The following is a 20,282-nucleotide window of genomic DNA, read 5'->3' as shown; positions in this document are numbered from 1 at the left end:
CTGGATGGGGTAGGCGACGGCCCCCAGGGGAAAGATGCTTCACGTGACTCCTCAGCGGATCCTTGTCGTCGGTGCCGGGCATGTCGGGCTCTACGCCGCCCTGCGTCTGTCCCAGAAGCTGCGGTCACGGGAGGCGCAGGTCATCGTCGTCGACCCGCAGCCGCACATGACCTACCAGCCGTTCCTGCCCGAGGCCTCGGCCGGGAACATCTCCCCCCGGCACTCGGTCGTGCCGCTGCGTCGCGTGCTGCGCAAGTGCCAGATCGTGTCGGGCACGGTCACCCGGATCGAGCACGCGCGCAAGGTCGCGACCGTGCAGCCGATCGTCGGCCCGGCGCGGGAGATCGAGTACGACCACGTGATCGTGGCGCCCGGCTCGGTGTCGCGGACCCTGCCGATCCCCGGCCTGCGCGAGCACGGCATCGGCTTCAAGACCATCGGTGAGGCCATCTATCTGCGCAACCACGTGCTGGACCGGCTCGACGTCGCCGCCGCGACGCGGGACGCGGCCACCCGGCGGCGGGCGCTGACCTTCGTCTTCGTCGGCGGCGGGTACGCCGGCATCGAGGCGCTGGCCGAGATGGAGGACATGGCCCGGGACGCGCTGCGCTACTACCCGGAGCTGGCCCCCGAGGACATGCGCTGGGTGCTGGTCGAGGCGACCCAGCGGGTGCTGCCCGAGGTCGACCGGGACATGGGCGCGTACACGGTGCAGGAGCTGCTCAAGCGGCGCATGGACATCCGGCTCGACACCCGGCTGGAGTCGTGCGTCGACGGAATCGTCACGCTCTCCGACGGCGACTCCTTCCCGGCCGACACGATCGTCTGGACGGCCGGCGTCAAGCCGTCGCCGATGCTCGACGCCACCGATCTGCCCCGCGACGAGCGGCGCCGGGTCACCTGCCTGCCCACGCTGCAGGTCGTCGACGGCGACCGCGTCGTGGATGGGGCGTGGAGCGCCGGTGACTGCGCCGCGGTGCCCGACCTGACGAAGGCGCCGGGCGCCTACTGCTCGCCGAGCGCGCAGCACGCGGTCCGCCAGGCGGCGCAGCTGGCCGACAACATCCGCCGGGTGATCCGCGGCAAGGCGCCGCTGCCGTACAAGCACAAGCACGCCGGCAGCGTGGCCAGCCTCGGCCTGCACAAGGGCGTGGCCCAGGTGTACGGCGTCAAGATGACCGGCCTGCCCGCCTGGTTCATGCACCGGACCTACCACATGAGCCGGATCCCGTCGTTCAACCGCAAGGTCCGGGTGGTCGTCGACTGGTCGCTCGCCTTCCTGCTCAAGCGCGAGGCGGTCTCGCTCGGCCAGCTGCACGATCCGCGCGAGGAGTTCCTCGAGGCGACCCCGGAGCTCAAGCCCAAGGCCGGGGCGGGCCGCTAGCGCACCTTCCAGGTCCAGGCGTCCGCGACGCGGACGCCTGGACCGAAGAGGGAGTCGAGGGTGGCGCGCAGGTTGTCGCCGTACGGGGTGCCGTCGGCGAGCACGAAGCACGACGCGTCCCAGAAGGCGATGTCCTGCTGCGCCTGCTGACGCTCGAAGTCCCCGACCGTCCGGGTGCCGCCGGTGCCGACGTCGTTGAGCAGCAGCGACGTCGGCTGCTTGTACGTCCCCATCGACGCCTTCCCCTGCGGGGCGTACGGGCCGATGAAGAAGCCCTCGGGAAGGCGGAACTCGGCGTCGGCCGCCGCCGCCCAGCGCATCGGCCACGGGTCCTTCGGCGTCGGTAGCGGCACGGGCACCAGCACGCCGCCGGGGCGCACGCAGGAGCGCCAGTGCCCGGCCGAGATGAACTCCGGCAGCGGCGGCCGGTCGGCGGTGGGCAGCGGAGCGGGGACGATCGGCGCCAGCGCCGCGAGCACCGCCGCCGGCACCAGCAGCCGGGCCGGCTGCCAGCTCGCCCGCCGCGCCTCGTCGACGGCGAGCACCAGGATCGTCGCGACGATCGGGATCAACGCGAGCGCGAACCGCATCGGCAGCGCGCCGTCCACCACCGGCAGCCCCACCAGCAGCGCGTACGGGCCGGGGATGTCGGTGCGGTGGCCGTCGATCACCATCCGTGGCCCGGCCGACAGGGCCGCCATCGCCACCGCCGCCAGGGTGCACGCCACCACCAGCGGCCGGCGGCCCAGCCAGGCCACCGCGGCGATCGCGACCAGCAACAGCGGCCAACCGAGGAACGTGTTGTACTCCGCCGGCCCGGTGCTGAGCCGGGCGGATTCCGGTGCGCCGGCCACCGACAGCGGGGAGACGGTTCCCCAGCTCGCGAGGTCGGCGGAGAAGTAGTGCGGGCTGAAGACGCCGTTCGGCACGCTCTGTGGGCCGGCGAACTGGAACCACAGCGGGTACGCGAGCACCGCCACCGCCACCGCCACGGCGATCAGCATGCCGGCCACGAAGCCCGGCAGCACCCGTCGCGCGTACGACGGGCGGGCGACCGCGTACCCGATCGTCATCACGACGAGGGTGAGCGCGGTGAGGAACAGCACCTCCTCGCCGATGAAGACCTGCGCCGAGACGGTCAGGGCCAGCCCGACCCCGGAGGTGACCAGCCGACGCCGGTCCCGGCCGGGGGCGTCGGGCCGCCGGAGCGGGTCGGCGGCGCGCAACATCCGGACGATCAGCCACACCATCACCGGCACCAGCCACAGCGCGGTCATGTGCAGGTGGCTGTTGGACTGCGAGACCATGCCGGGCGCGAAGCCGCAGAAGCCGCCGCCGAGCGCCGCGGCCAGCCGGTGCGCGCCCAGGGTGCGCGAGTAGAGCAGGTACCAGGCGATCGCGCTGAGCGCGAGATTGCCGCCGGCGATCACCGCGAACGTCACCGGCGCTCCGAGCAGGACGCTCACCGGCGAGAAGAGCGCGCCGAGCGCGATGACCGTCGTGTTGGCCATCATGTTCACGCCGTCGGGGGCGTTGAGCCGGTCGGTCAACAGCGCGAAATCGCCGAAGAGGACCCGGCTGTCGGCGGCGAGGAACCACTCGTACAGCGTCTGGTCCTCGGGGTTGAGCGCAAGGACCCGGGTGTTCGGATCCGGCCACAGACCGTGCGTGACCCAACCGGCCAACAACACGAAAAGCAGGCAGATCCCGAGGTCGGGGGCGTAGGGGCGGAGTGCGGCCAGGGCGCGGCCGGCACGGGACGGCACGGCGTCCGGGTCGCTGTTCGTCGTTGCCATATCGGGCTCGGCGTCCTGCGCGGCGGGGGCGGTGCTGCTCACGGCTTACGACCCTAGTGCCGAAGCGCCGCCGGGTGCGCCCCGGTGGGCCCCGACCCGCTACCGTGGCAGTCTGCGGTCGCGTACCCGATGCTCCGTCACGCCCGTTCCCGGCGCGTGGGCGCGCCGGCCGCGGGCCCGGGTGGTGGAACGGCAGACACGGCCGCCTTAAAAGCGGCTGCCGCAAGGCGTGCGGGTTCGAGCCCCGCCCCGGGCACACAGCTGATTCTCAGGTCCATGCGGTTGCGGGGAATCTCCACAATGTCGATGGGGCGGTTTACCCTTGACGGGCACGCCCATCGTGCACTAACCCCCTGAGGGAGGCTAGAGACAGTGAAGACTTCAAACCCGGTGCTGGCCCGGCTCGGCCAGGCGGCCGAGCGCGAGCGGGCCGCCGGGTACGCACCGGCGGGGCCGTACGGCCAGCCCGGATACGCACAGCCCGGCCCGTACGGCCAGCCCGGTTACCCGTCGGCGGACATGTACCCGGCGGCGCCGCCGACCGTACAGCCGATGACCATCGACGACGTCGTCGTCAAGACGGTGATGCTGCTCGGCATCACCGGCCTCTCGGCCGTAGCGGCCTGGAACGTGGTGCCCGACGCGCTGCTCGGCGCGGCCTGGATCGGCGCCGCGATCGTCGGGCTCGTACTCGGCCTGGTGATCTCGTTCTCCCGGATGGCCAACCCGGCGCTCGTGATCGCGTACGCCGTGGTCGAGGGCGTTTTCGTCGGCATGGTGAGCAAGTTCTTCACCAACATCGCCGGCTACCAGGGCATCGTGCTGCAGGCCGTGATCGCGACGTTCGGCGTCTTCTTCCTGATGGCGGCGCTCTACAAGGCGCGGGTCATCCGGGCGACGCCGAAGTTTGTGCGCGGCATGGTCGCGGCGATGGTCGGCGTGTTCGCCGTCATGATGATCAACCTGGTGCTCTCGCTCTTCGGCGTCGAGACCGGCCTGCGCAGCAACGGCGGGCTCGGCATCATCTTCAGCCTGGTCTGCATCGTGATCGCGTCGCTCAGCTTCGTGCTGAGCTTCCACGAGGTGGAAGAGGGCGTCCGGATGGGGCTGCCGCAGCGGTACGCCTGGACCGCGGCGTTCGGCATCCTGGTGAGCCTGATCTGGCTCTACCTGGAGATCCTGCGCCTGCTGAGCTATTTCCAGGGCGACGACTGAGTCTGATCCCAGGGCGACGACCCGTCGTCGCGCCGGCGTTTTCCGACGCCCGTCCCCGCCGCGTGCGGGGGCGGGCGTCGCTCGTTGCGGCCCTACACTGACTGCCCATGACCGCCGAGGAGTTGCAGCGCCAGGTCGAGCTGTTGATCCGCCAGGTCGCCCACTGGGAGGCGCCGCGCTGGGCGGCGCGGGCCGGGACCGGGGACGTGTCCCGGGCGGAGCTGATGCACGCGCTCGTGCAGCGGCTGGCGGACCGGGCGGCCGGTGCCGAGGGCGAACCGCACCGCCGCGTCCCGCGCCTCGACAACGACCTGGTCCTCCCCGACCAACTGCGCGTACTCACCGCCGACCTAGTAGCCGCCCACCCCCCACCCCCCGTCCTGGCAACGTCGGCCGCCGACGTAGTAGAAACCCGCCGCGCCCTCTAACCCCAAGATCCGCGTGATCAGGGACCGGCTCGCGCGTGTCGCCGGCGCGCCGCGGTGTGGGTCCCTGATCACGCGGATCTTGTGAAGGTGGCGTCGGTCAGGAGAGGCGCTCGAGGACCATCGCCATGCCCTGGCCGCCGCCGACGCACATGGTCTCCAGACCGATGGTCTTGTCGTGCCAGTCGAGCGAGTTGATCAGCGTGCCGGTGATCCGGGCGCCGGTCATGCCGAACGGGTGCCCGACGGCGATCGCGCCGCCCATCACGTTGAGCTTCTCCAGCGGGATGCCGAGCTGCTGGTACGACGGGATCACCTGCGCCGCGAACGCCTCGTTGATCTCGACGAGGTCGACGTCGTCGATCGTCATGCCGGCCCGCTTGAGCGCCTGCCGGGACGCCTCGACCGGTCCGAGCCCCATGATCTCGGGGGAGAGGGCGCTCACGCCGGTGGAGATGATCCGGGCCAACGGCGTGATGCCGAGGTCCCGGGCGCGTTCCTCGCTCATGATCACAACGGCGGCGGCGCCGTCGTTGAGCGGGCAGCAGTTGCCCGCGGTGACCCGGCCGTCGGGACGGAACACCGGCTTGAGCCCGGCCACCGCCTCCAGCGTCACGCCCGCCCGCGGACCGTCGTCCGCGCTGACCACCTCGCCGGACGGGAGCGTCACGGGCGTGATCTCACGCGCCCAGAATCCGTCGGCGATCGCCTTCTCCGCCAGGTTCTGGCTGCGTACGCCGAACTCGTCCATCTCCGCGCGGCTGACGTCGTACGCCTGGGCCAGATTTTCCGCGGTCTGCCCCATGGTCAGGTAGATGTCGGGCAGCTCGCCGTCGAGCCGCGGGTCGCGCCACACCTCGGCGCCGCCCTCGGCGCGGGCGGTCGAACGGGCCTGCGCGGCGGCGAAGCGCGGGTTGGTCCACGGGCCGCCGACGTGCTCCTGGGCCTGCGGGGGCAGGGCGTCGGAGTTGCCGCGGGCGTAGCGCGACACGCACTCCACGCCCGCCGAGATGAACACGTCGCCCTCGCCCGCCTTGATCGCGTGGAACGCCATCCGGGTGGTCTGCAGCGATGAGGCGCAGTAGCGGGTCAGCGTCGCTCCGGGCAGGTTGTCGAGCCCCATCAGCGTGGCGACCACGCGGGCCATGTTGAAGCCCTGCTCGCCGCCGGGGAGGCCGCAGCCCAGGTAGAGATCGTCGATCTCGGTCGGGTCGAGCTGCGGGACCTTGTCCAGGGCGGCCCGGACGATGGTGGCGGCCAGATCATCGGGGCGGAGCTCGCGGAGGGATCCCTTGCCGGCGCGGCCGATGGGGGAGCGGGCGGTGGCGACGATGACGGCGTTGCGGGACGACTCAGTCGGCATGAACCAACGTTAACTCGCCAGTAACTTACGGCGGAAGCGGGTGCGCCCGCCGAATTCACCGCCGGGTGGCCACCGCCGCGGCGTTGGCGACGGCGGGCAGCAGCGCGTGCGCCCACACGCGGTAGCCGTCCGCGGAGGGGTGGTAACCGTCGTAGCAGAGCGTGCCCGCGTCGGCCCGGAAGACCGCCCCGGTCCGGGCCGCCAGATCGACCACCGTGCCGCCGGCCGCGACCGCGGCCCGCGCCTGTGCCCGCGCCGTACGACGGCCGAGCCATCCGGCGACCCCCCGCAGCGGCTGGGCGATGGCCCGGACGGCCCCCAGGTCGGGGCACGTTCCCACGACGACCTGCACCTGCGCCTCGCGCAGCCGGCGCACCGCCGCGCCGAGGCACGCCGCCGACTCGGCCGGCCGCCGCAGCGCGGTGGCGTCGTTCGCGCCGATCAGGATCACCGCGACGTCGGGGCGCCCGCCGAGCAGTGCCCGTGCCACCTGGGTGGCGAGATCGGTCGAGCGGGAGCTGGCCACTCCGACGCTGGAGAGGTGCACCTCGAACTCCCCGGCGGTCTCCTCGGACAACAGCTCGGCGAGCTGGCCACCGACCGTGTCGGCGAACCGGTCGACGCCGACGCCGAGTGCGGAGGAGTCGCCGAGCAGCACCAGCCGCAGCGGCGGCGCGCCGGTCCGGCCCACGGTGGCGCGCAGCCCGAGCCCGAGCTGCGGCTGGGCGTACCGCCGGTTGCGGGCCAGCACGGCCTCACCGGCCAGCAGGGCGGTGCCGCCGACGGTGCCGGCGATCAGGGCTATCGCGGCGGCGCGCCCGATCCGCCCGGCGAGGCTGCTCATGCTTTCTCCTCCACGATGGATGGCCGTCCGCCCTCGGGGGCCGACGGGTCGGTGTCGGGCTGCGGCGCCTCGGCGCGCGGCGGACCGAAGAGCCACCCGACCGCGCCCGCCTGCAGCGCGATCCGGTGTCGCCGCAGCTGTGCCCAACGCCCGGCGGGGCCGCGGTCGCGGCCGCCCACCTGGGCACGGCTGACCTCGGTGCCCGCGTTGCGCGCCGCCTCGTGCGCGGCCTGCGGCAGCGACCGCACCTCGCCGACGCGGGGCGGCGCGGCCGGCGCCCGCTCCGCCGCGGCCAACGCGGACAGCGCGGTCGGCAGCAGCGCGGCGGCGGCGACGGCGTAGCCCTCGGCGGAGGGGTGGAACCGGTCCCAGGCGAACATCCGGGCGGGCTCGGCGGCGAACCGGGGCCCCAGCATGTCGCCGAGCGACACCGTCCAGCCGCCCGCCTCGACCACCGCCACCGTCTGCGCGGCCGCGAGCTGTCGGCTCCAACGCCGGGCCAGCCACCGCAGCGGCGGCTTGATCGGCTGGATCGCGCCGAGGTCGGGGCAGGTGCCGACGACCACCTGGGCGCCCGCCGCGCGCAGCTCGCGCACGGCGTCGACCAGGTGGCGCACCGCCGTGCTCATCGGGGTGCGGTGGGTGACGTCGTTGCCGCCGATCAGAATCACCGCCAGGTCCGGTTCGCGTTCGAGCGCCGCCTCGACCTGGAACGGCAGCCCGGCCGAGATCGCGCCCACCACGGCGAGCCGGTGCAGTCGCACCGGACGGTGCAGCCGGCGGGAGATGCCGGTGGCGAGCAGCGCGCCCGGGGTCTCCCGCGGCCGGTGCACGCCGTAGCCGGCCGCCGACGAGTCGCCGAGCACGACCATCGTGATGGGACGGCCGGGGAACTTCGCGCCGTAGACGCCGTCGCCGCGCGGTGGCGGCGCCTCCGCCATCGGGATGATCCGGCGGGCCCGCTGCGCCTGGGCGAAGAGCACGGCGGACCCGGCGACCGCGGCCCCCGCGGCCGCGCCGGCGCCGAACGCGAGGACCTTCGCGGCGCCGAGCGCGATCTGCCAGCGTGTCCGCCGGGTCACCGAAGCGGCCACGAACGAACCGGCGTCACCCACGAACGAACCGGCCTTACCCGTCAAGGAACCGGTCTCACCCATCAAGCGCCCCCCCGGCCTGCCACGCGGTCACCCTGTCGCGAGGTTATCGCGGCCGGGTGACAACCGAGCGCTACGCGCCGCCGGGCGCGCGGGCGCGTGGTCTGAATGTCGTCGCCGATGGGTACGTTGGAGAGGGTGAATGCCACGGCGCCGTTGGCGGCCGACTGCACCATGGCGAGAGGGGACCATGGCGGCGCGCGCCACCATGGCGATCGGGAGGTGCCGGAGATGGCCAGGACATTGAAGCGGACCGCCGCCTTCGCGGCGCTGGGACGGGCGTTGACGGCCGGGGCGCGCGGCGGACCGTCGCTCGGCAAGCGGCTCGGCGCGCTGCCACGGATGATCAGGGCGACCGCGCGCGGAGAGTACGACGGCGGGCTGCGGTTGGCGCTGATGGCGGCCGCGACGGCGTACGTCGTCTCGCCGATCGACGTCGTGCCCGAGGCATTCCTGCTGCTCTTCGGCCTCGCCGACGACGCCCTGATGGTGACCTGGCTGGCCGGCAGCGTGCTGTCGGAGACCGAGCGCTTCCTGGCCTGGGAGGCGGCGCGCCCGACGGTGGTCCCCGGCCACGTGGTGCGGTGACGGCACGTAGGCTTGCCGACGGAGCATGGGACACCACCGCCGGTCCGCCCTGCGCCGGCCGCGGTGTCGCGGACGGCGGTAGCGGCGGCCGGCGCCTTGAGAAGGGCACAACGAGGTGCGCTACTACGACAACGTCGTCGAGTTGATCGGCAACACCCCCCTGGTGCGGCTGCGCAACGTCACCGAGGGCATCTCCGCCACGGTGCTGGCGAAGGTCGAGTACTTCAACCCCGGCGGGTCGGTGAAGGATCGGATCGCGCTGCGGATGGTGGAGGAGGCCGAGAAGGCCGGCCTACTGCAGGCGGGCGGCACGATCGTTGAGCCCACCAGCGGCAACACCGGCGTCGGGCTGGCCCTGGTCGCGCAGCTGAAGGGATACCGCTGCGTCTTCGTCTGCCCGGACAAGGTCAGCGAGGACAAGCAGAACGTGCTGCGGGCGTACGGCGCCGAGGTGGTGGTCTGTCCGACGGCGGTCGCGCCGGAGGACCCGCGCTCGTACTACAACGTCTCCGACCGGCTCGCCCGCGAGATCCCGGGCGCGTGGAAGCCCGACCAGTACTCGAACCCGGCGAACACCCGTTCCCACTACGAGGCCACCGGGCCCGAGCTGTGGGAGCAGACCGGCGGACGGATCACGCACTTCGTGGCCGGCGTCGGCACCGGCGGGACGATCTCCGGCACCGGCCGCTACCTCAAGGAGGTCTCCGGCGGCGCGGTCCGGGTGATCGGCGCGGACCCGGAGGGCTCCGTCTACTCCGGCGGCAGCGGACGCCCCTACCTGGTCGAGGGGGTCGGCGAGGACTTCTGGCCGGAGAACTACGACCGCACGGTCTGCGACGAGATCATCGAGGTCTCGGACAAGACGTCGTTCGAGCTGACCCGCCGGCTGGCCCGCGAGGAAGGGCTGCTCGTCGGCGGATCCTGCGGGATGGCCGTGGCCGCGGCGCTCGAGGTCGCCCGTCGGGCGCAACCCGACGACGTGATCGTGGTGCTGCTGCCGGACGGCGGCCGCGGCTACCTGTCGAAGATCTTCAACGACAACTGGATGGCCCGCTACGGCTTCCTCGACTCCAGCGGCGCGGAGCCGACCGTGGCCGACGCGCTCGCCGGCAAGCCCGGTGGGATGCCCGAGCTCGTGCACGTGCATCCGACGGAGACGGTCCGCGACGCGGTGGACTACATGCGGGAGTACGGCGTCTCGCAGTTGCCGGTGCTGAAGGCCGAGCCGCCGGTGGTGACCGGCGAGGTGGCCGGTTCGATCTCGGAGAAGGCGCTGCTCGACGCGCTCTTCAGCGGTCAGGCCCAGCTGCACGACACCATCGAGCGGCACATGGCCGATCCGCTGCCGGTGATCGGTGGCGGCCAGCCGGTCAGCGAGGCCGTCGCGCTGCTGGAGCGCTCGGACGCGGCGCTGGTGCTGGTGGACGGCAAACCGAAGGGCGTGCTCACCCGCCAGGATCTCCTCGCCCACCTCGGCTCGCGCTGATCGCGGGGCGGATCACCGATTTTTTGTTCCCCGCGGTCGCACAGCCTGTCCGATCGGCGGCCGCCACGCGGCGTTTGACTCTGTGTGCGTAGCGTCCACCCGAATGGCGTCGGGCCGAGGTGGACGCTCCGGCGCACCGGACAACTACAGACGTCGCACAGCGGTGAGCCACCGGTGCCCCGCCAGCGCCACGGCCCGCCGCACCGCACCCATCCGACCCCGGTGACCGGATGGCCTCCACCGGTCCGACGCCTCCGGCCAGGCGTTTCCCCCGGTCTGGATGGGTCGGCGGGCGAGGGTGCGTGGCCAGACGGTTTCCCCCGGCAGATCACGGTCACGCACCCTCGCCGTCGCCGCCGGCAGCGGCGGCGTCACAGCGGCCGGCTGTACCGCACCATCCGGGTCACCGCGGCGCCGATCCGGTCGTCGCGTTCGACGCCGTCGGCCACCCAGCCACCCCGCTCGTAGAAGCGCCGCGCGCGGGTGTTCCCGGCCAGCACCCACAGCGCCGCCCGCGACCAGCCACGTTCGCGCAGCGTCGCCAGCGCGTCGATCATCAGTAGCCGCCCGACCCCGCGTCCCACCTCGTCGGGGTCGAGGTGGATCGCGTAGAGCTCGCCCAACCCCGGCTCGTCCTGCTCGTACGGGCCGACGTAGGTGAAGCCGGCCAGCGCGCCGTCCCGCTCGGCGACCGTCAGCACGTGCGAGTGCCGTTCCCAGCTCCACCGCTCGATCCACCAGGCGCCCATCGCCCCCGGCGGGACGGCGGCAAGCGCGTCCGCGGGCACGATGTCCCGGTAGGCGTCGACCCGGGACCGGTGGTGCAGGGCTCCGACCGCGGCGAGATCGTCCGCCGTCGCGCGACGCAGGAAGACGCTCACGCGGGCGAGCCTAGTGCGGTGCCGGGCTGGAGGCGGTGCGGCGGGCCGGCACCGGGACGCGCGTCAGGTCCTCGGCCACCACGAGATCACCGGTGAAATGTTCCCGCGCCTCCGCCGCGATCCGGGCCGGGTCGTCGTACCGCTGGGAGAAGTGCGTGAGCACGAGCCGGCGTACCCCGGACTCGGCCGCGACCCGCGCGGCCTGGGCCGCGGTCAGGTGCCCGACCTCGGCGGCGAGCGCGGCCTCGGTGTTCAGGAACGTCGCCTCGATCACCAGCAGGTCCGCTCCCTCGGCGAGTGCGAAGACGTTGTCGCAGAGCCCGGTGTCCATGACGAACGCGAAGCGCTGTCCGGGGCGGGGTTCGCTCACCGCGTCCAGCGGCACCCGGCGCCCGTCCACGGTCACCTCGCCGGCGCGCAGCAGCTCGCCGACGGTGGGGCCCCGGACACCGTGCCGGGCCAGCGCCTCGGGCATCATCCGGCGGCCGTCCGGTTCGACGAGCCGATAGCCGTACGTCTCGACGGGGTGGCGCAGCCGGCGCGCCTCCAGCGTGCCGACCGGGAGGTCGAACCGTTGCCCGTCGCGTTCGACGGGCTCCTCGCGCAGCTCGGCGGCCTCGTGGAACAGGCTGGCGTGGCGCAGCCGGGCGAAGAACCGGGCGTCGCCGCCGGGGTAGTGCGCCGTCACCGGATGGCCGACTCGGTCGAGCGACAGGCGCTGGACCACACCGGGCAGGCCGAGGCAGTGGTCGCCGTGGAAGTGGGTGACGCAGATCCGGGTCAGATCGCTGGCGGCGAGCCCGGCGTGCAGCATCTGCCGCTGGGCGCCCTCGCCGGGGTCGAAGAGGATCCCCTCGACGGCCGTGGTGCCCGAGCCCTGACTGTCCCAGCGCAGGAGGTAACCGTTGTGGCTGCGGCGGCGGGTCGGTACCTGGCTGGCCGTGCCGAGCACGACGAGTTCGCGGAGAGACACGGTTGATCGTTCCCCATGGGGATGAAAAAGCGACCCCCGGGGCTTCCGCGCGAACGCGGGCCGGCTGGACTGGGCCGGCACCCCGGGGGTCGGGTGGCTGTCGTGGATTCGCCGCACCGCTGCCACACGGTCTCGACGAACGGAACTGTCAAGGACAGCGGCTAGCGGACAGCCACCTCACGAGTCCGATTGCTATACAAAGCTTGGACCACCTCCCTTCCCGTGTACGGCCAAACTATCCAGCTGCGGGAGGCGGCGGCAACGGTTTTTTCCAGGATCTATGTGACTTTTCACCCCGCCGTATCGGGAAGATCAGTCGCCGGTCCGGGCCACGCCGATGGGGCAGCTCATCCCGTTCGGGCCGTGGTTGCAGTAGCCGCCGGGGTTCTTGTGCAGGTACTGCTGGTGGTAGTCCTCGGCGTAGTAGTAGTCGCCCAGCGGCGCGATCTCGGTCGTGATCTCGCCCCGTCCGGTCGCCGCCACCACCGGGGCGAACGCCTCCCGCGACGCCTGCGCGGTCGCGAGCTGCTCCGGTGTGGTGGTGTAGATCGCCGACCGGTACTGCGTGCCGATGTCGTTGCCCTGGCGCATGCCCTGCGTCGGGTCGTGGTTCTCCCAGAAGACCTTGAGCAGGTCCTCGTAGCTGATCTCGTTCGGGTCGTAGACCACCTGCACCACCTCGGCGTGGCCGGTGAGGCCGGTGCAGGTCTCCTCGTACGTCGGGTTTGGCGTCTGCCCACCGGCGTAGCCGGCCGAGGTGGAGAACACTCCCGGCAGCGTCCAGAACAGCCGTTCCGCGCCCCAGAAGCAGCCCATGCCGAAGACGGCGATCCGCGCCCCGGAGGGCCACGGTCCCTTCAGCGTGGTGCCGAGCACGGCGTGCCGGTCCGTGACCGGGATCGGGGTCTGGCGTCCGGGCAGAATCTGCTCGTGGGAGGGCATGGTTGGCGTGATGCGCCGCAGGAACACGGTGTCTCCTCTCGTACCTTTCCAGGATGCACCTCTGCCGGTGTGCAACGCCGGGCCGGGGGCGATCCTTACCGGGCGGCGAGGGCGGCGGCGATGCGCTCGGCGTAGCAGCGGGCCTCGTCGTCGGACTCGTACCGGTGGCGCGGCCAGAAGAAGCCGCGCAGGCCGTCGCCCTTGGTCCGCGGCACCACGTGGGTGTGCAGGTGCGGCACCGACTGCGACACCTTGTTGTTCATCGCGACGAAGGTGCCGCCCGCCCCGAGACCGGTCTCGACCGCGGCCGCCAACCGCCGGACCAGCCCGAAGTAGCTCCCGACCGACTCGGCCCTCCCGACCGACTCGGCCCTCCCGACCGACTCGGCCCTCCCGACCGACTCCGCCGGCAGGTCGGTCAGGGTCGGCACGTGCGACCGGGGCACAACCAGCACGTGCCCGCGGAACACCGGCCGGATGTCGAGGAACGCCATCCCCGCGGGCTCGTCGGCGACCAGAAACGCCGGGAGCTGCCCGGACACCACGCCACAGAACACGCACGCCTTCACCGGGAAAGCCTATGCGGCGAGCCCCGGCGCTCCCCATCGGCGATGCCCTAGCCTCGGACCCATGACATACGGCTTCGACACGCTCGCCATCCACGCCGGGCAGGCGCCGGAGGCCCGGACCGGCGCGGTGGTGCCGCCGATCTACCAGACGAGCACGTACGCGCAGGACGCCGTCGGCTCGCCGCGGGAGGGCTACGAGTACAGCCGGTCGGGGAACCCGACCCGGGACGCGCTCCAGGAGTGCCTGGCGGCGCTCGAGGGCGGGCGGCGGGCGCTCGCGTTCGCCAGTGGCCTCGCCGCCGAGGACACGCTGCTGCGCACCGTCTGCCGTCCCGGCGACCACGTGGTGATCCCGGACGACGCGTACGGCGGCACCTACCGGCTCTTCGCCCGGGTCGCCGAGCGCTGGGGCGTGAGCTGGACCGCCGCGAAGGTCTCGGACGTCGAGGCGGTGCGGGCCGCGGTCGAGCCCGGTCGTACGAAGATCATCTGGACAGAGACGCCGACGAACCCGCTGCTCGGCATCGCCGACATCGCCGCGCTGTCGTCGCTGGCGCACGACGCCGGCGCCCTGCTGGTGGTCGACAACACCTTCGCCTCGCCGTACCTGCAGCAGCCGATCGCGCACGGCGCCGACGTCGTGGTGCACTCCACCACGAAGTACATCGGCGGGCACTCCGACGTGGTGGGTGGGGCGCTGATCGTGGCGGACGCCGGGCTCGGCGACGAGCTGGCGTACCACCAGAACGCCATGGGCGCGATCAACGGGCCGTTCGACGCGTGGCTGACGCTGCGGGGCGTGAAGACCCTCGGCGTACGGATGGACCGGCACTGCGACAACGCGGAGCGGATCGCGGACTACCTGAGCCGGCACAGCGCGGTGGCGCAGGTGATCTATCCGGGGCTGCCCGACCACCCGGGGCACGAGACCGCGGCCAAGCAGATGCGGCGGTTCGGCGGGATGATCTCGTTCCGCGCGGCCGGCGGCGAGCAGCGGGCCGTGGAGATCTGCAACCGCGCGAAGGTCTTCGTGCTCGCCGAGTCGCTCGGCGGGGTGGAGTCGCTGATCGAGCACCCGGGGCAGATGACGCACGCCAGCGCTGCCGGGTCGCCCCTTGAGGTGCCGGCCGATCTCGTGCGACTGTCGGTCGGCATCGAGACTGTGGACGATCTCCTCGCCGACCTGGAGCAGGCGCTCGGCTGAGCTGATGGATCATTGGTCCGGGCGGGGCGCGAGCCCCGCCCACACGTAGCTACACAGGCATAGGCCCAATGGGGAGGTGGCCGTGCAGGAGATCGTGCCGAGCTGGGTGGGCGCGACCGCGAAGCAGATGGCCCGGGCGGTTCGTCGTGGCGACACGTCGGCGACCCGGGTCGTCGCCGACCACCTCGATCACGTCGCGGTCGCCGACCCCGCGCTCTCGGCGTTCCGCGCGGTCCGTGCCGGCGAGGCGATCGTCGAGGCCGAGAAGGTCGACGAGCAGGAGGACCTGGCCAACCTGCCGCTCGCCGGGGTGCCGGTCGCGGTCAAGGAGAACATCGCGGTCGCCGGGCTGCCCACCTGGAACGGGTCGGCCGCGGCCCGCACGCCGGTCGCCGGATCCGACCACGAGATCGTGCGGCGGCTGCGCGGGGCCGGCGCGGTGGTGCTCGGCGTCACCCGGATGCCCGAGCTCGGGGCCTGGGCGCTCACCGACGACGAGACGGCGGTGACCCGCAACCCGTGGCGCACCGACCGTACCCCCGGCGGTTCCTCCGGCGGCGCGGCCGCCGCGGTGGCCGCCGGCATGGTGCCGATCGCGCACGGCAACGACGGGTTCGGCTCCGTGCGCATCCCGGCGGCCTGCTGCGGCCTCGTCGGGCTCAAGCCGGGGCGCGGCGTGGTGCCGGCGGAGATCGGCGCGGACAGCTGGCTGGGCATGTTCGAGAACGGCATCCTCGCCACCACGGTCGCCGACGCGGCGCTCGGCTTCTCGGTGCTCGCCGGCCGCCGCCCCGACAAGCTGGTCGAACCGCCGCGGCTGCGGGTCGCCGTGTCGCTGCGCAGCGCGGTGCCGGGCGTCCGCCCCGACGGACCCAACCGGGACGCCGTCGCCGCGGCGGCGCGGCTGCTCGCCGCCGCCGGCCACGGCGCGGTCACCGCCGACCCCGCCTACCCGCCCTCGCTCGGTCCGCGCGGCGTCGCCACCTGGCTCGCGGGGGTGGCGCACGACGCGCAGGCCGCCCGGCTGGACCGGCGTGCGCTGCAGTCGCGTACCCGGTGGCACATCGCGCTGGGGGAGTGGGCGGAGCGGCGGGGCTTCGTCCGCGAGGCCGACCGGGCCGCCTGGCGGGACCGGGCCGTGGGGTTCTTCACCGACCACGGCGTCGACCTGCTGCTCACCCCGGCGCTGGCCGCCGCGCCGCCGCCCGCGCTGCACTGGTCCCGCCGCTCCTGGCTGGCGAACATGGTCAGCAACATCCGGTACGCGCCGTACGCCGCGCCGTGGAACATCGCCGGATTGCCCGGGATCGTAGTGCCGATGGGGCTCCGACCGGACGGGCTGCCGCTCGCCGTGCAGCTGATCGGCCCGCCCGGCTCCGAGCTGCTGCTGCTGGCCGTCGCGGGACAGTTCGAGATGGCCGCGCCGTGGCCGCGGCACGCGCCCGGCTGGCCGCGGGTGTCGACGCCGACCGGCTGACCGGCATGACGATCGCCGCACCGGTTGGGGCGTCGACCGGCGGTGATGCGACGATCGGGGCATGACTGACCTGGTGGGTCTCGCTGATGTCCGGGCCGCCCGCGAGCTGCTCGCCGGCGTGGTGCGCAGCACCCCGCTGGAGCCGTCGCGGCCGCTGACCGCCGCGCTCGGCGGTCCCACGTGGCTGAAGTGCGAGAACATGCAGCGGGCCGGGTCGTACAAGGTGCGCGGCGCGTACGTGCGGATCGCCCGGCTCTCCACCCAGGAGCGGGCCCGCGGGGTGGTGGCGGCCAGCGCCGGCAACCACGCGCAGGGCGTGGCGCTCGCCGCCGGGCTGCTCGGCGCGGCCGCGACCGTCTTCATGCCGGTGGGCGCGCCGCTGCCGAAGGTCGCGGCGACGAAGGGGTACGGCGCCCGGATCGAACTCGTCGGCGCGACGGTCGACGAGTCGCTGGTCGCGGCGCAGGAGTTCGCCGAGCGGACCGGCGCGGTCTTCATCCACCCCTTCGACCACGCCGACGTGATCGCCGGCCAGGGCACGGTGGCGTTGGAGCTCCTCGAACAGTGCCCGGACGTGCGGACGATCGTCGCGGGGGTCGGCGGGGGCGGGTTGATCTCCGGCATCGCCGTCGCGGCGAAGGCGTTGCGTCCCGACGTACGGGTGATCGGGGTGCAGGCCGCCGATGCGGCGGCGTATCCGCCCTCGTTGCTCGCGGGGCGGCCGGTGCGGCTGGCGTCGTACGCGACGGTCGCCGACGGCATCGCGGTCGGCTGCCCCGGCGAGCTGACGTTCGCGCACGTGAGCAAGCTGGTCGACGACGTGGTGACGGTCTCCGAGGAGGACATCTCCCGGGCGCTGCTGATGCTGCTGGAGCGCGGCAAGCAGGTGGTCGAGCCGGCCGGCGCGGTCGGCGTCGCGGCGCTGCTCGCCGGCGCGGTGCCGGTGGAGACGCCCGCCGTGGCCGTGCTCTCCGGTGGCAACATCGATCCGCTGCTGCTGCTGAGGGTGATCGAGCACGGCCTCGCGGCCGCCGGCCGCTACCTGCGGTTCACGGTGCGCTGCGTCGACCGGCCGGGGCAACTGGCCTCGCTGCTCGGTCAGATCGCGGAGCACCGGGCGAACGTCGTGGACGTGGAGCACCAGCGGCAGAACCCGCACCTGCGGCTCGGCGAGGTGGAGGTGGCGCTGTCGGTGGAGACGCGCGGCGCGGAGCACTCCGAGCGGCTGATCAGCTCGCTGCGGGGCAGCGGCTACGCGGTGACCTTCGCCGAACAGTCCCGGTGACGCCGCGCGGCCGCGCCGCGCCGCGATGGCACAGCGCGGGCCGCCCGGACCGAGCTGGGCACAGCGCGGGCCGCCCGGACCGAGCTGGGCACAGCGCGGGCCGCCCGGACCGAGCTGGGCACAGCGCGGGCCGCCCGGACCGCGATGCGACGGCTCAGCCGCCGAAGGGCTCGAACTTGACCACGGTCACCTTGATGTCGGCGCCGCTGGGGGCGGTGTAGGTGACGGTCTGGCCGGTGCGCGCGCCGAGGATCGCCTTGCCCAGCGCCGACTCGGGGCTGTAGACGGTGACGTCGGTCGTCGCGGCGATCTCGCGGGACCCGAGCAGGAAGGTCTCGGTGTCGTCGGGGTCGTCGTCGAAGTAGATGGTGACGACGGTGCCGGGGACGACCTTGTCCGCCTTGGGCGCCTCGCCCACGTGCGCGGTGCGCAGGAACTCCTGCAGGTAGCGGATGCGCCCCTCCTGCTTGCCCTGCTCCTCGCGCGCGGCGTGGTAGCCACCGTTTTCCCGCAGGTCGCCCTCCTCGCGGCGGGCGTTGATTTCGGCGGCGATCGCCGGACGGTTGGCGATCAGCTCGTTGAGCTCGGCCTGCAGCCGGTCGTACGCGTCCTGGGACAGCCACGTGGTGGGGGCACCGTTGTCAGTCGTGGACACAGACGATCTCCTCATTGCGGGTTACGCGGTGAACAAAGCGAATTACCAACGTACCAGTGACCTACACCACCCAGCGGCGATGATTTCTCCCGCACTGGCCGTTCGGTTGATCAACGCACCGGTCCGCACCGAACCACCTCGCCGATCAGCGGACGGGCGGTGGTGGCGAGGCGGTGTGAGACCACCGGGTGCTTCTCGCCGGGGGCCGCGGTCACCCGCACCTGTTCCCGCCCGACCTCGGCGCCGTCGCGTGAGCGCGCCCGCAGCACGCAGTCGGCCGCGCCGCCGGAGGGCACGGTGACCCGGAAATCGACCACGATCTGCGAATCGGTGATCTGCGTGTACGTGATCACCTTGGCCTGGTAGGTCGGGTCCCCGTACTGCCGGTAGAGCCGGACGCTGACCGTGGCGGCGACCGCGAACGCGGGCACCAGCAGCAGCGCCAGCAGCCACGGGCGGCGTCGCCGCGGCTCGCGCCGGCGCCCGTACCGTCCCGGCGGGAACACCGGCCCCCGCGGCGGGGTTGTGGCGTGCGTCTCTGTCACCGGCTCCGGCCTCCTGCGTTTCTTGTCGGCTCCATCGGTGAGAATGGCGGGGACCATCTTCGCAGCCGGTCCCGGGGCACGGTTCGGCAGCCACCAGGTTGGTGGGGCACGGGTCCGGCACACGCCGGGACCGGACCCGGCAGGTCAGCCGCCGGTCGTCGATCGGCGGCCGCGGCACGGATGAGGGAGCAACCGTTGGCAGAGCAACTGCGCCTCATGGCCGTTCACGCGCACCCCGACGACGAGTCGAGCAAGGGCGCCGCGACGACCGCGAAGTACGTCGCGGAGGGCGTCCAGGTGCTGGTGGCGACGTGCACCGGGGGCGAGCGCGGCAGCGTGCTCAACCCCAAGCTCGATCGCCCCGACGTCTGGGAGAACATCGCCGAGATCCGGCGGGCGGAGATGGACGCGGCCCGCGCCATCCTCGGGATCGAGCAGGCGTGGCTCGGCTTCGTCGACTCCGGGCTGCCCGAGGGCGACCCGCTGCCGCCGCTGCCGGAGGGCTGCTTCGGTCTGCAGGACCCGAAGGTCGCCGCCGGCCCGCTCGTGCGGCTGATGCGCGAGTTCCGTCCGCACGTCGTCACCACGTACGACGAGGACGGCGGCTACCCCCACCCCGACCACATCATGTGCCACAAGGTCACTGTGGAGGCCTTCGAGGCGGCCGGCGACCCGACGCGCTTCCCGGAGCTGGGCCCGGTGTGGCAGCCGCTGAAGCTCTACTACGACGTCGGCTTCTCCAAGGCCAAGGTGATGGCGCTGCACGCCGAGATTCTCGGCGCCGGTCTCGAGTCGCCGTACGAGGAGTGGCTGAAGCGGTGGGAGGACCGCCCGGACAAGAGCCCCCGGATCACCACCCGGGTGCCCTGCGCCGAGTACTTCCCGGTCCGCGACGACGCGCTGCGCGCCCACGCCACCCAGGTGGACCCCGACGGGTTCTGGTTCCACGTGCCGATGGAGGTGCAGCAGCGGGCGTGGCCGACGGAGGATTTCCAGCTGGCGCGCTCGCTGGTCGAGACCGAGCTGCCGGAGTCGGACCTGTTCGCGGGGGTGCGCGGGACCGCTCGCGCGGTCTGAGCCACCGCGGGACCGCTCGCGCGGTCTGAGCCACCGCGGGACCGCTCGCGCGGTCTGAGCCACCAGGGGCGTACCGTGGAGAGGACGCGCACATCGGAGGATTCCCATGCTGACCGCCGCGCAGGTGCTAGCGGTAAACAATTTCGGTGACACCCGCTCGGGCGGGCTGGCCGGCCCGATGGGGCTCTTCCTCATCCTGCTGCTCGCCGCCGCGACGGTGTTCCTGATCCGCAACATGAACGGACGGCTGCGCCGGCTCCCCGACCGTTTTCCGGGGCAGGCCCCGGAGGAGCAGGCGGACGGCGCACAGCCGCGTGCCGCCGACGACGTGCGGGGCTGATCGGCCGCAACCCGCGTTGACCTGCGGCGCTAGGGGCACGAAGGGCCGTGATCTGGCTAATCGACCCCGGTGGCCACTG

The 20,282-nt window shown here is 73.0% G+C and carries 20 protein-coding genes and 1 tRNA gene; 11 read left to right on the top strand and 10 right to left on the bottom strand.

Annotated elements, in window-relative coordinates; genetic code table 11:
- Positions 1 to 43 precede the first annotated feature (43 nt).
- Positions 44 to 1,384 carry an NAD(P)/FAD-dependent oxidoreductase gene (locus BLW47_RS10940; RefSeq protein ID WP_091555777.1) on the top strand — a complete coding sequence of 447 codons (1,341 nt, stop codon included), beginning with the start codon at positions 44 to 46 and terminating at the stop codon, positions 1,382 to 1,384.
- On the opposite strand, the gene BLW47_RS10935 is transcribed toward BLW47_RS10940, so the two are convergent.
- A complete protein-coding gene (locus BLW47_RS10935; protein ID WP_091555187.1) occupies positions 1,381 to 3,222 on the bottom strand; it encodes a hypothetical protein in 1,842 nt (613 codons plus the stop codon). The genes BLW47_RS10940 and BLW47_RS10935 overlap by 4 nt on opposite strands.
- 133 nt (positions 3,223 to 3,355) lie before the next feature.
- On the opposite strand from BLW47_RS10935, the gene BLW47_RS10930 reads away from it, so the two are divergent.
- The 3 genes from BLW47_RS10930 (at position 3,356) to BLW47_RS10920 (ending at position 4,823) form a co-directional block, all read left to right on the top strand.
- Positions 3,356 to 3,436 (top strand) — tRNA-Leu (locus tag BLW47_RS10930).
- 116 nt (positions 3,437 to 3,552) lie between these two features.
- Complete coding sequence (locus BLW47_RS10925; RefSeq protein WP_091555185.1) at positions 3,553 to 4,395, top strand: Bax inhibitor-1/YccA family protein; 843 nt, start codon at positions 3,553 to 3,555, stop codon at positions 4,393 to 4,395.
- A gap of 107 nt (positions 4,396 to 4,502) precedes the next feature.
- Complete coding sequence (locus BLW47_RS10920; protein ID WP_091555183.1) at positions 4,503 to 4,823, top strand: hypothetical protein; 321 nt, start codon at positions 4,503 to 4,505, stop codon at positions 4,821 to 4,823.
- A gap of 97 nt (positions 4,824 to 4,920) precedes the next feature.
- Here BLW47_RS10920 and BLW47_RS10915 read toward each other — a convergent pair whose 3' ends face one another.
- The 3 genes from BLW47_RS10915 to BLW47_RS10905 are packed head-to-tail and all read right to left on the bottom strand — an operon-like array spanning position 4,921 to position 8,142.
- Positions 4,921 to 6,183, bottom strand: a complete 1,263-nt coding sequence (locus BLW47_RS10915) for an acetyl-CoA C-acetyltransferase (protein WP_091555181.1) — start codon at positions 6,181 to 6,183, stop codon at positions 4,921 to 4,923.
- A gap of 55 nt (positions 6,184 to 6,238) precedes the next feature.
- A complete protein-coding gene (locus tag BLW47_RS10910) occupies positions 6,239 to 7,027 on the bottom strand; it encodes an SGNH/GDSL hydrolase family protein (RefSeq protein WP_091555179.1) in 789 nt (262 codons plus the stop codon).
- A complete protein-coding gene (locus BLW47_RS10905; protein WP_425435391.1) occupies positions 7,024 to 8,142 on the bottom strand; it encodes an SGNH/GDSL hydrolase family protein in 1,119 nt (372 codons plus the stop codon). Before BLW47_RS10905 ends, BLW47_RS10910 begins: the two co-directional genes overlap by 4 nt.
- A 270-nt stretch (positions 8,143 to 8,412) precedes the next feature.
- On the opposite strand from BLW47_RS10905, the gene BLW47_RS10900 reads away from it, so the two are divergent.
- Both BLW47_RS10900 and BLW47_RS10895 read left to right on the top strand, forming a co-directional pair.
- Entirely contained in the window at positions 8,413 to 8,769 is a 357-nt protein-coding gene (locus BLW47_RS10900) for a YkvA family protein (RefSeq protein WP_091555773.1), read from the top strand.
- 115 nt (positions 8,770 to 8,884) lie between these two features.
- Positions 8,885 to 10,255, top strand: a complete 1,371-nt coding sequence (locus BLW47_RS10895; RefSeq protein WP_091555176.1) for a cystathionine beta-synthase — start codon at positions 8,885 to 8,887, stop codon at positions 10,253 to 10,255.
- A 371-nt stretch (positions 10,256 to 10,626) separates the two neighbouring features.
- On the opposite strand, the gene BLW47_RS10890 is transcribed toward BLW47_RS10895, so the two are convergent.
- The 4 genes from BLW47_RS10890 to BLW47_RS10875 all read right to left on the bottom strand — a co-directional run bounded on the left by BLW47_RS10890 (position 10,627) and on the right by BLW47_RS10875 (position 13,620).
- On the bottom strand, positions 10,627 to 11,136 hold the full coding sequence (locus BLW47_RS10890) for a GNAT family N-acetyltransferase (protein WP_091555174.1): 510 nt from the start codon (positions 11,134 to 11,136) through the stop codon (positions 10,627 to 10,629).
- Positions 11,137 to 11,146: 10 nt separating this feature from the next.
- The gene (locus tag BLW47_RS10885; protein ID WP_091555172.1) at positions 11,147 to 12,109 is read right to left on the bottom strand and encodes a ribonuclease Z; all 963 of its coding nucleotides are present in this window, start codon (positions 12,107 to 12,109) and stop codon (positions 11,147 to 11,149) included.
- 312 nt (positions 12,110 to 12,421) lie between these two features.
- Positions 12,422 to 13,078 (bottom strand): peptide-methionine (S)-S-oxide reductase MsrA, encoded by a 657-nt coding sequence (msrA, locus tag BLW47_RS10880; RefSeq protein ID WP_091555170.1) that lies wholly within the window; start codon positions 13,076 to 13,078, stop codon positions 12,422 to 12,424.
- Between the two features lie 68 nt (positions 13,079 to 13,146).
- The gene (locus tag BLW47_RS10875; RefSeq protein ID WP_091555168.1) at positions 13,147 to 13,620 is read right to left on the bottom strand and encodes an HIT family protein; all 474 of its coding nucleotides are present in this window, start codon (positions 13,618 to 13,620) and stop codon (positions 13,147 to 13,149) included.
- A 61-nt stretch (positions 13,621 to 13,681) separates the two neighbouring features.
- Between BLW47_RS10875 and BLW47_RS10870 the strand changes: the two genes are divergently transcribed.
- From BLW47_RS10870 to ilvA, 3 genes are all read left to right on the top strand, one after another.
- Positions 13,682 to 14,824, top strand: coding sequence for a cystathionine gamma-synthase (locus BLW47_RS10870; protein WP_091555166.1), 1,143 nt, complete (start codon positions 13,682 to 13,684; stop codon positions 14,822 to 14,824).
- A gap of 76 nt (positions 14,825 to 14,900) precedes the next feature.
- The gene (locus tag BLW47_RS10865) at positions 14,901 to 16,301 is read left to right on the top strand and encodes an amidase (RefSeq protein WP_091555164.1); all 1,401 of its coding nucleotides are present in this window, start codon (positions 14,901 to 14,903) and stop codon (positions 16,299 to 16,301) included.
- Positions 16,302 to 16,362: 61 nt separating this feature from the next.
- The gene (gene ilvA, locus BLW47_RS10860; RefSeq protein WP_091555161.1) at positions 16,363 to 17,586 is read left to right on the top strand and encodes a threonine ammonia-lyase; all 1,224 of its coding nucleotides are present in this window, start codon (positions 16,363 to 16,365) and stop codon (positions 17,584 to 17,586) included.
- Positions 17,587 to 17,740: 154 nt separating this feature from the next.
- Here ilvA and greA read toward each other — a convergent pair whose 3' ends face one another.
- The gene (gene greA, locus BLW47_RS10855; protein ID WP_091555158.1) at positions 17,741 to 18,256 is read right to left on the bottom strand and encodes a transcription elongation factor GreA; all 516 of its coding nucleotides are present in this window, start codon (positions 18,254 to 18,256) and stop codon (positions 17,741 to 17,743) included.
- Positions 18,257 to 18,351: 95 nt separating this feature from the next.
- Entirely contained in the window at positions 18,352 to 18,786 is a 435-nt protein-coding gene (locus BLW47_RS10850) for a DUF4307 domain-containing protein (RefSeq protein WP_091555156.1), read from the bottom strand.
- Between the two features lie 195 nt (positions 18,787 to 18,981).
- On the opposite strand from BLW47_RS10850, the gene mca reads away from it, so the two are divergent.
- Both mca and BLW47_RS10840 read left to right on the top strand, forming a co-directional pair.
- Positions 18,982 to 19,863, top strand: a complete 882-nt coding sequence (gene mca, locus BLW47_RS10845) for a mycothiol conjugate amidase Mca (protein WP_091555154.1) — start codon at positions 18,982 to 18,984, stop codon at positions 19,861 to 19,863.
- Between the two features lie 106 nt (positions 19,864 to 19,969).
- Positions 19,970 to 20,203, top strand: coding sequence for a hypothetical protein (locus BLW47_RS10840; protein WP_091555152.1), 234 nt, complete (start codon positions 19,970 to 19,972; stop codon positions 20,201 to 20,203).
- Positions 20,204 to 20,282 lie beyond the last annotated feature (79 nt).

This window comes from Micromonospora pattaloongensis (assembly GCF_900107255.1).
Classification (GTDB): domain Bacteria; phylum Actinomycetota; class Actinomycetes; order Mycobacteriales; family Micromonosporaceae; genus Micromonospora_I; species Micromonospora_I pattaloongensis.
The sequence above is the reverse complement of the archived record's forward strand: the minus strand, read 5'-3'. Positions and strand labels throughout refer to the sequence as shown.

Bases quoted from the DNA above. Each gene is read 5' to 3' on its own strand.
- BLW47_RS10900 (WP_091555773.1), top strand. From the start codon at position 8,413: ATGGCCAGGACATTGAAGCGGACCGCCGCCTTCGCGGCGCTGGGACGG.
- BLW47_RS10910 (WP_091555179.1), bottom strand. From the start codon at position 7,027: ATGAGCAGCCTCGCCGGGCGGATCGGGCGCGCCGCCGCGATAGCCCTG.
- BLW47_RS10870 (WP_091555166.1), top strand. From the start codon at position 13,682: ATGACATACGGCTTCGACACGCTCGCCATCCACGCCGGGCAGGCGCCG.
- BLW47_RS10920 (WP_091555183.1), top strand. From the start codon at position 4,503: ATGACCGCCGAGGAGTTGCAGCGCCAGGTCGAGCTGTTGATCCGCCAG.
- BLW47_RS10840 (WP_091555152.1), top strand. From the start codon at position 19,970: ATGCTGACCGCCGCGCAGGTGCTAGCGGTAAACAATTTCGGTGACACC.
- BLW47_RS10915 (WP_091555181.1), bottom strand. From the start codon at position 6,183: ATGCCGACTGAGTCGTCCCGCAACGCCGTCATCGTCGCCACCGCCCGC.
- ilvA (WP_091555161.1), top strand. From the start codon at position 16,363: ATGACTGACCTGGTGGGTCTCGCTGATGTCCGGGCCGCCCGCGAGCTG.
- greA (WP_091555158.1), bottom strand. From the start codon at position 18,256: ATGAGGAGATCGTCTGTGTCCACGACTGACAACGGTGCCCCCACCACG.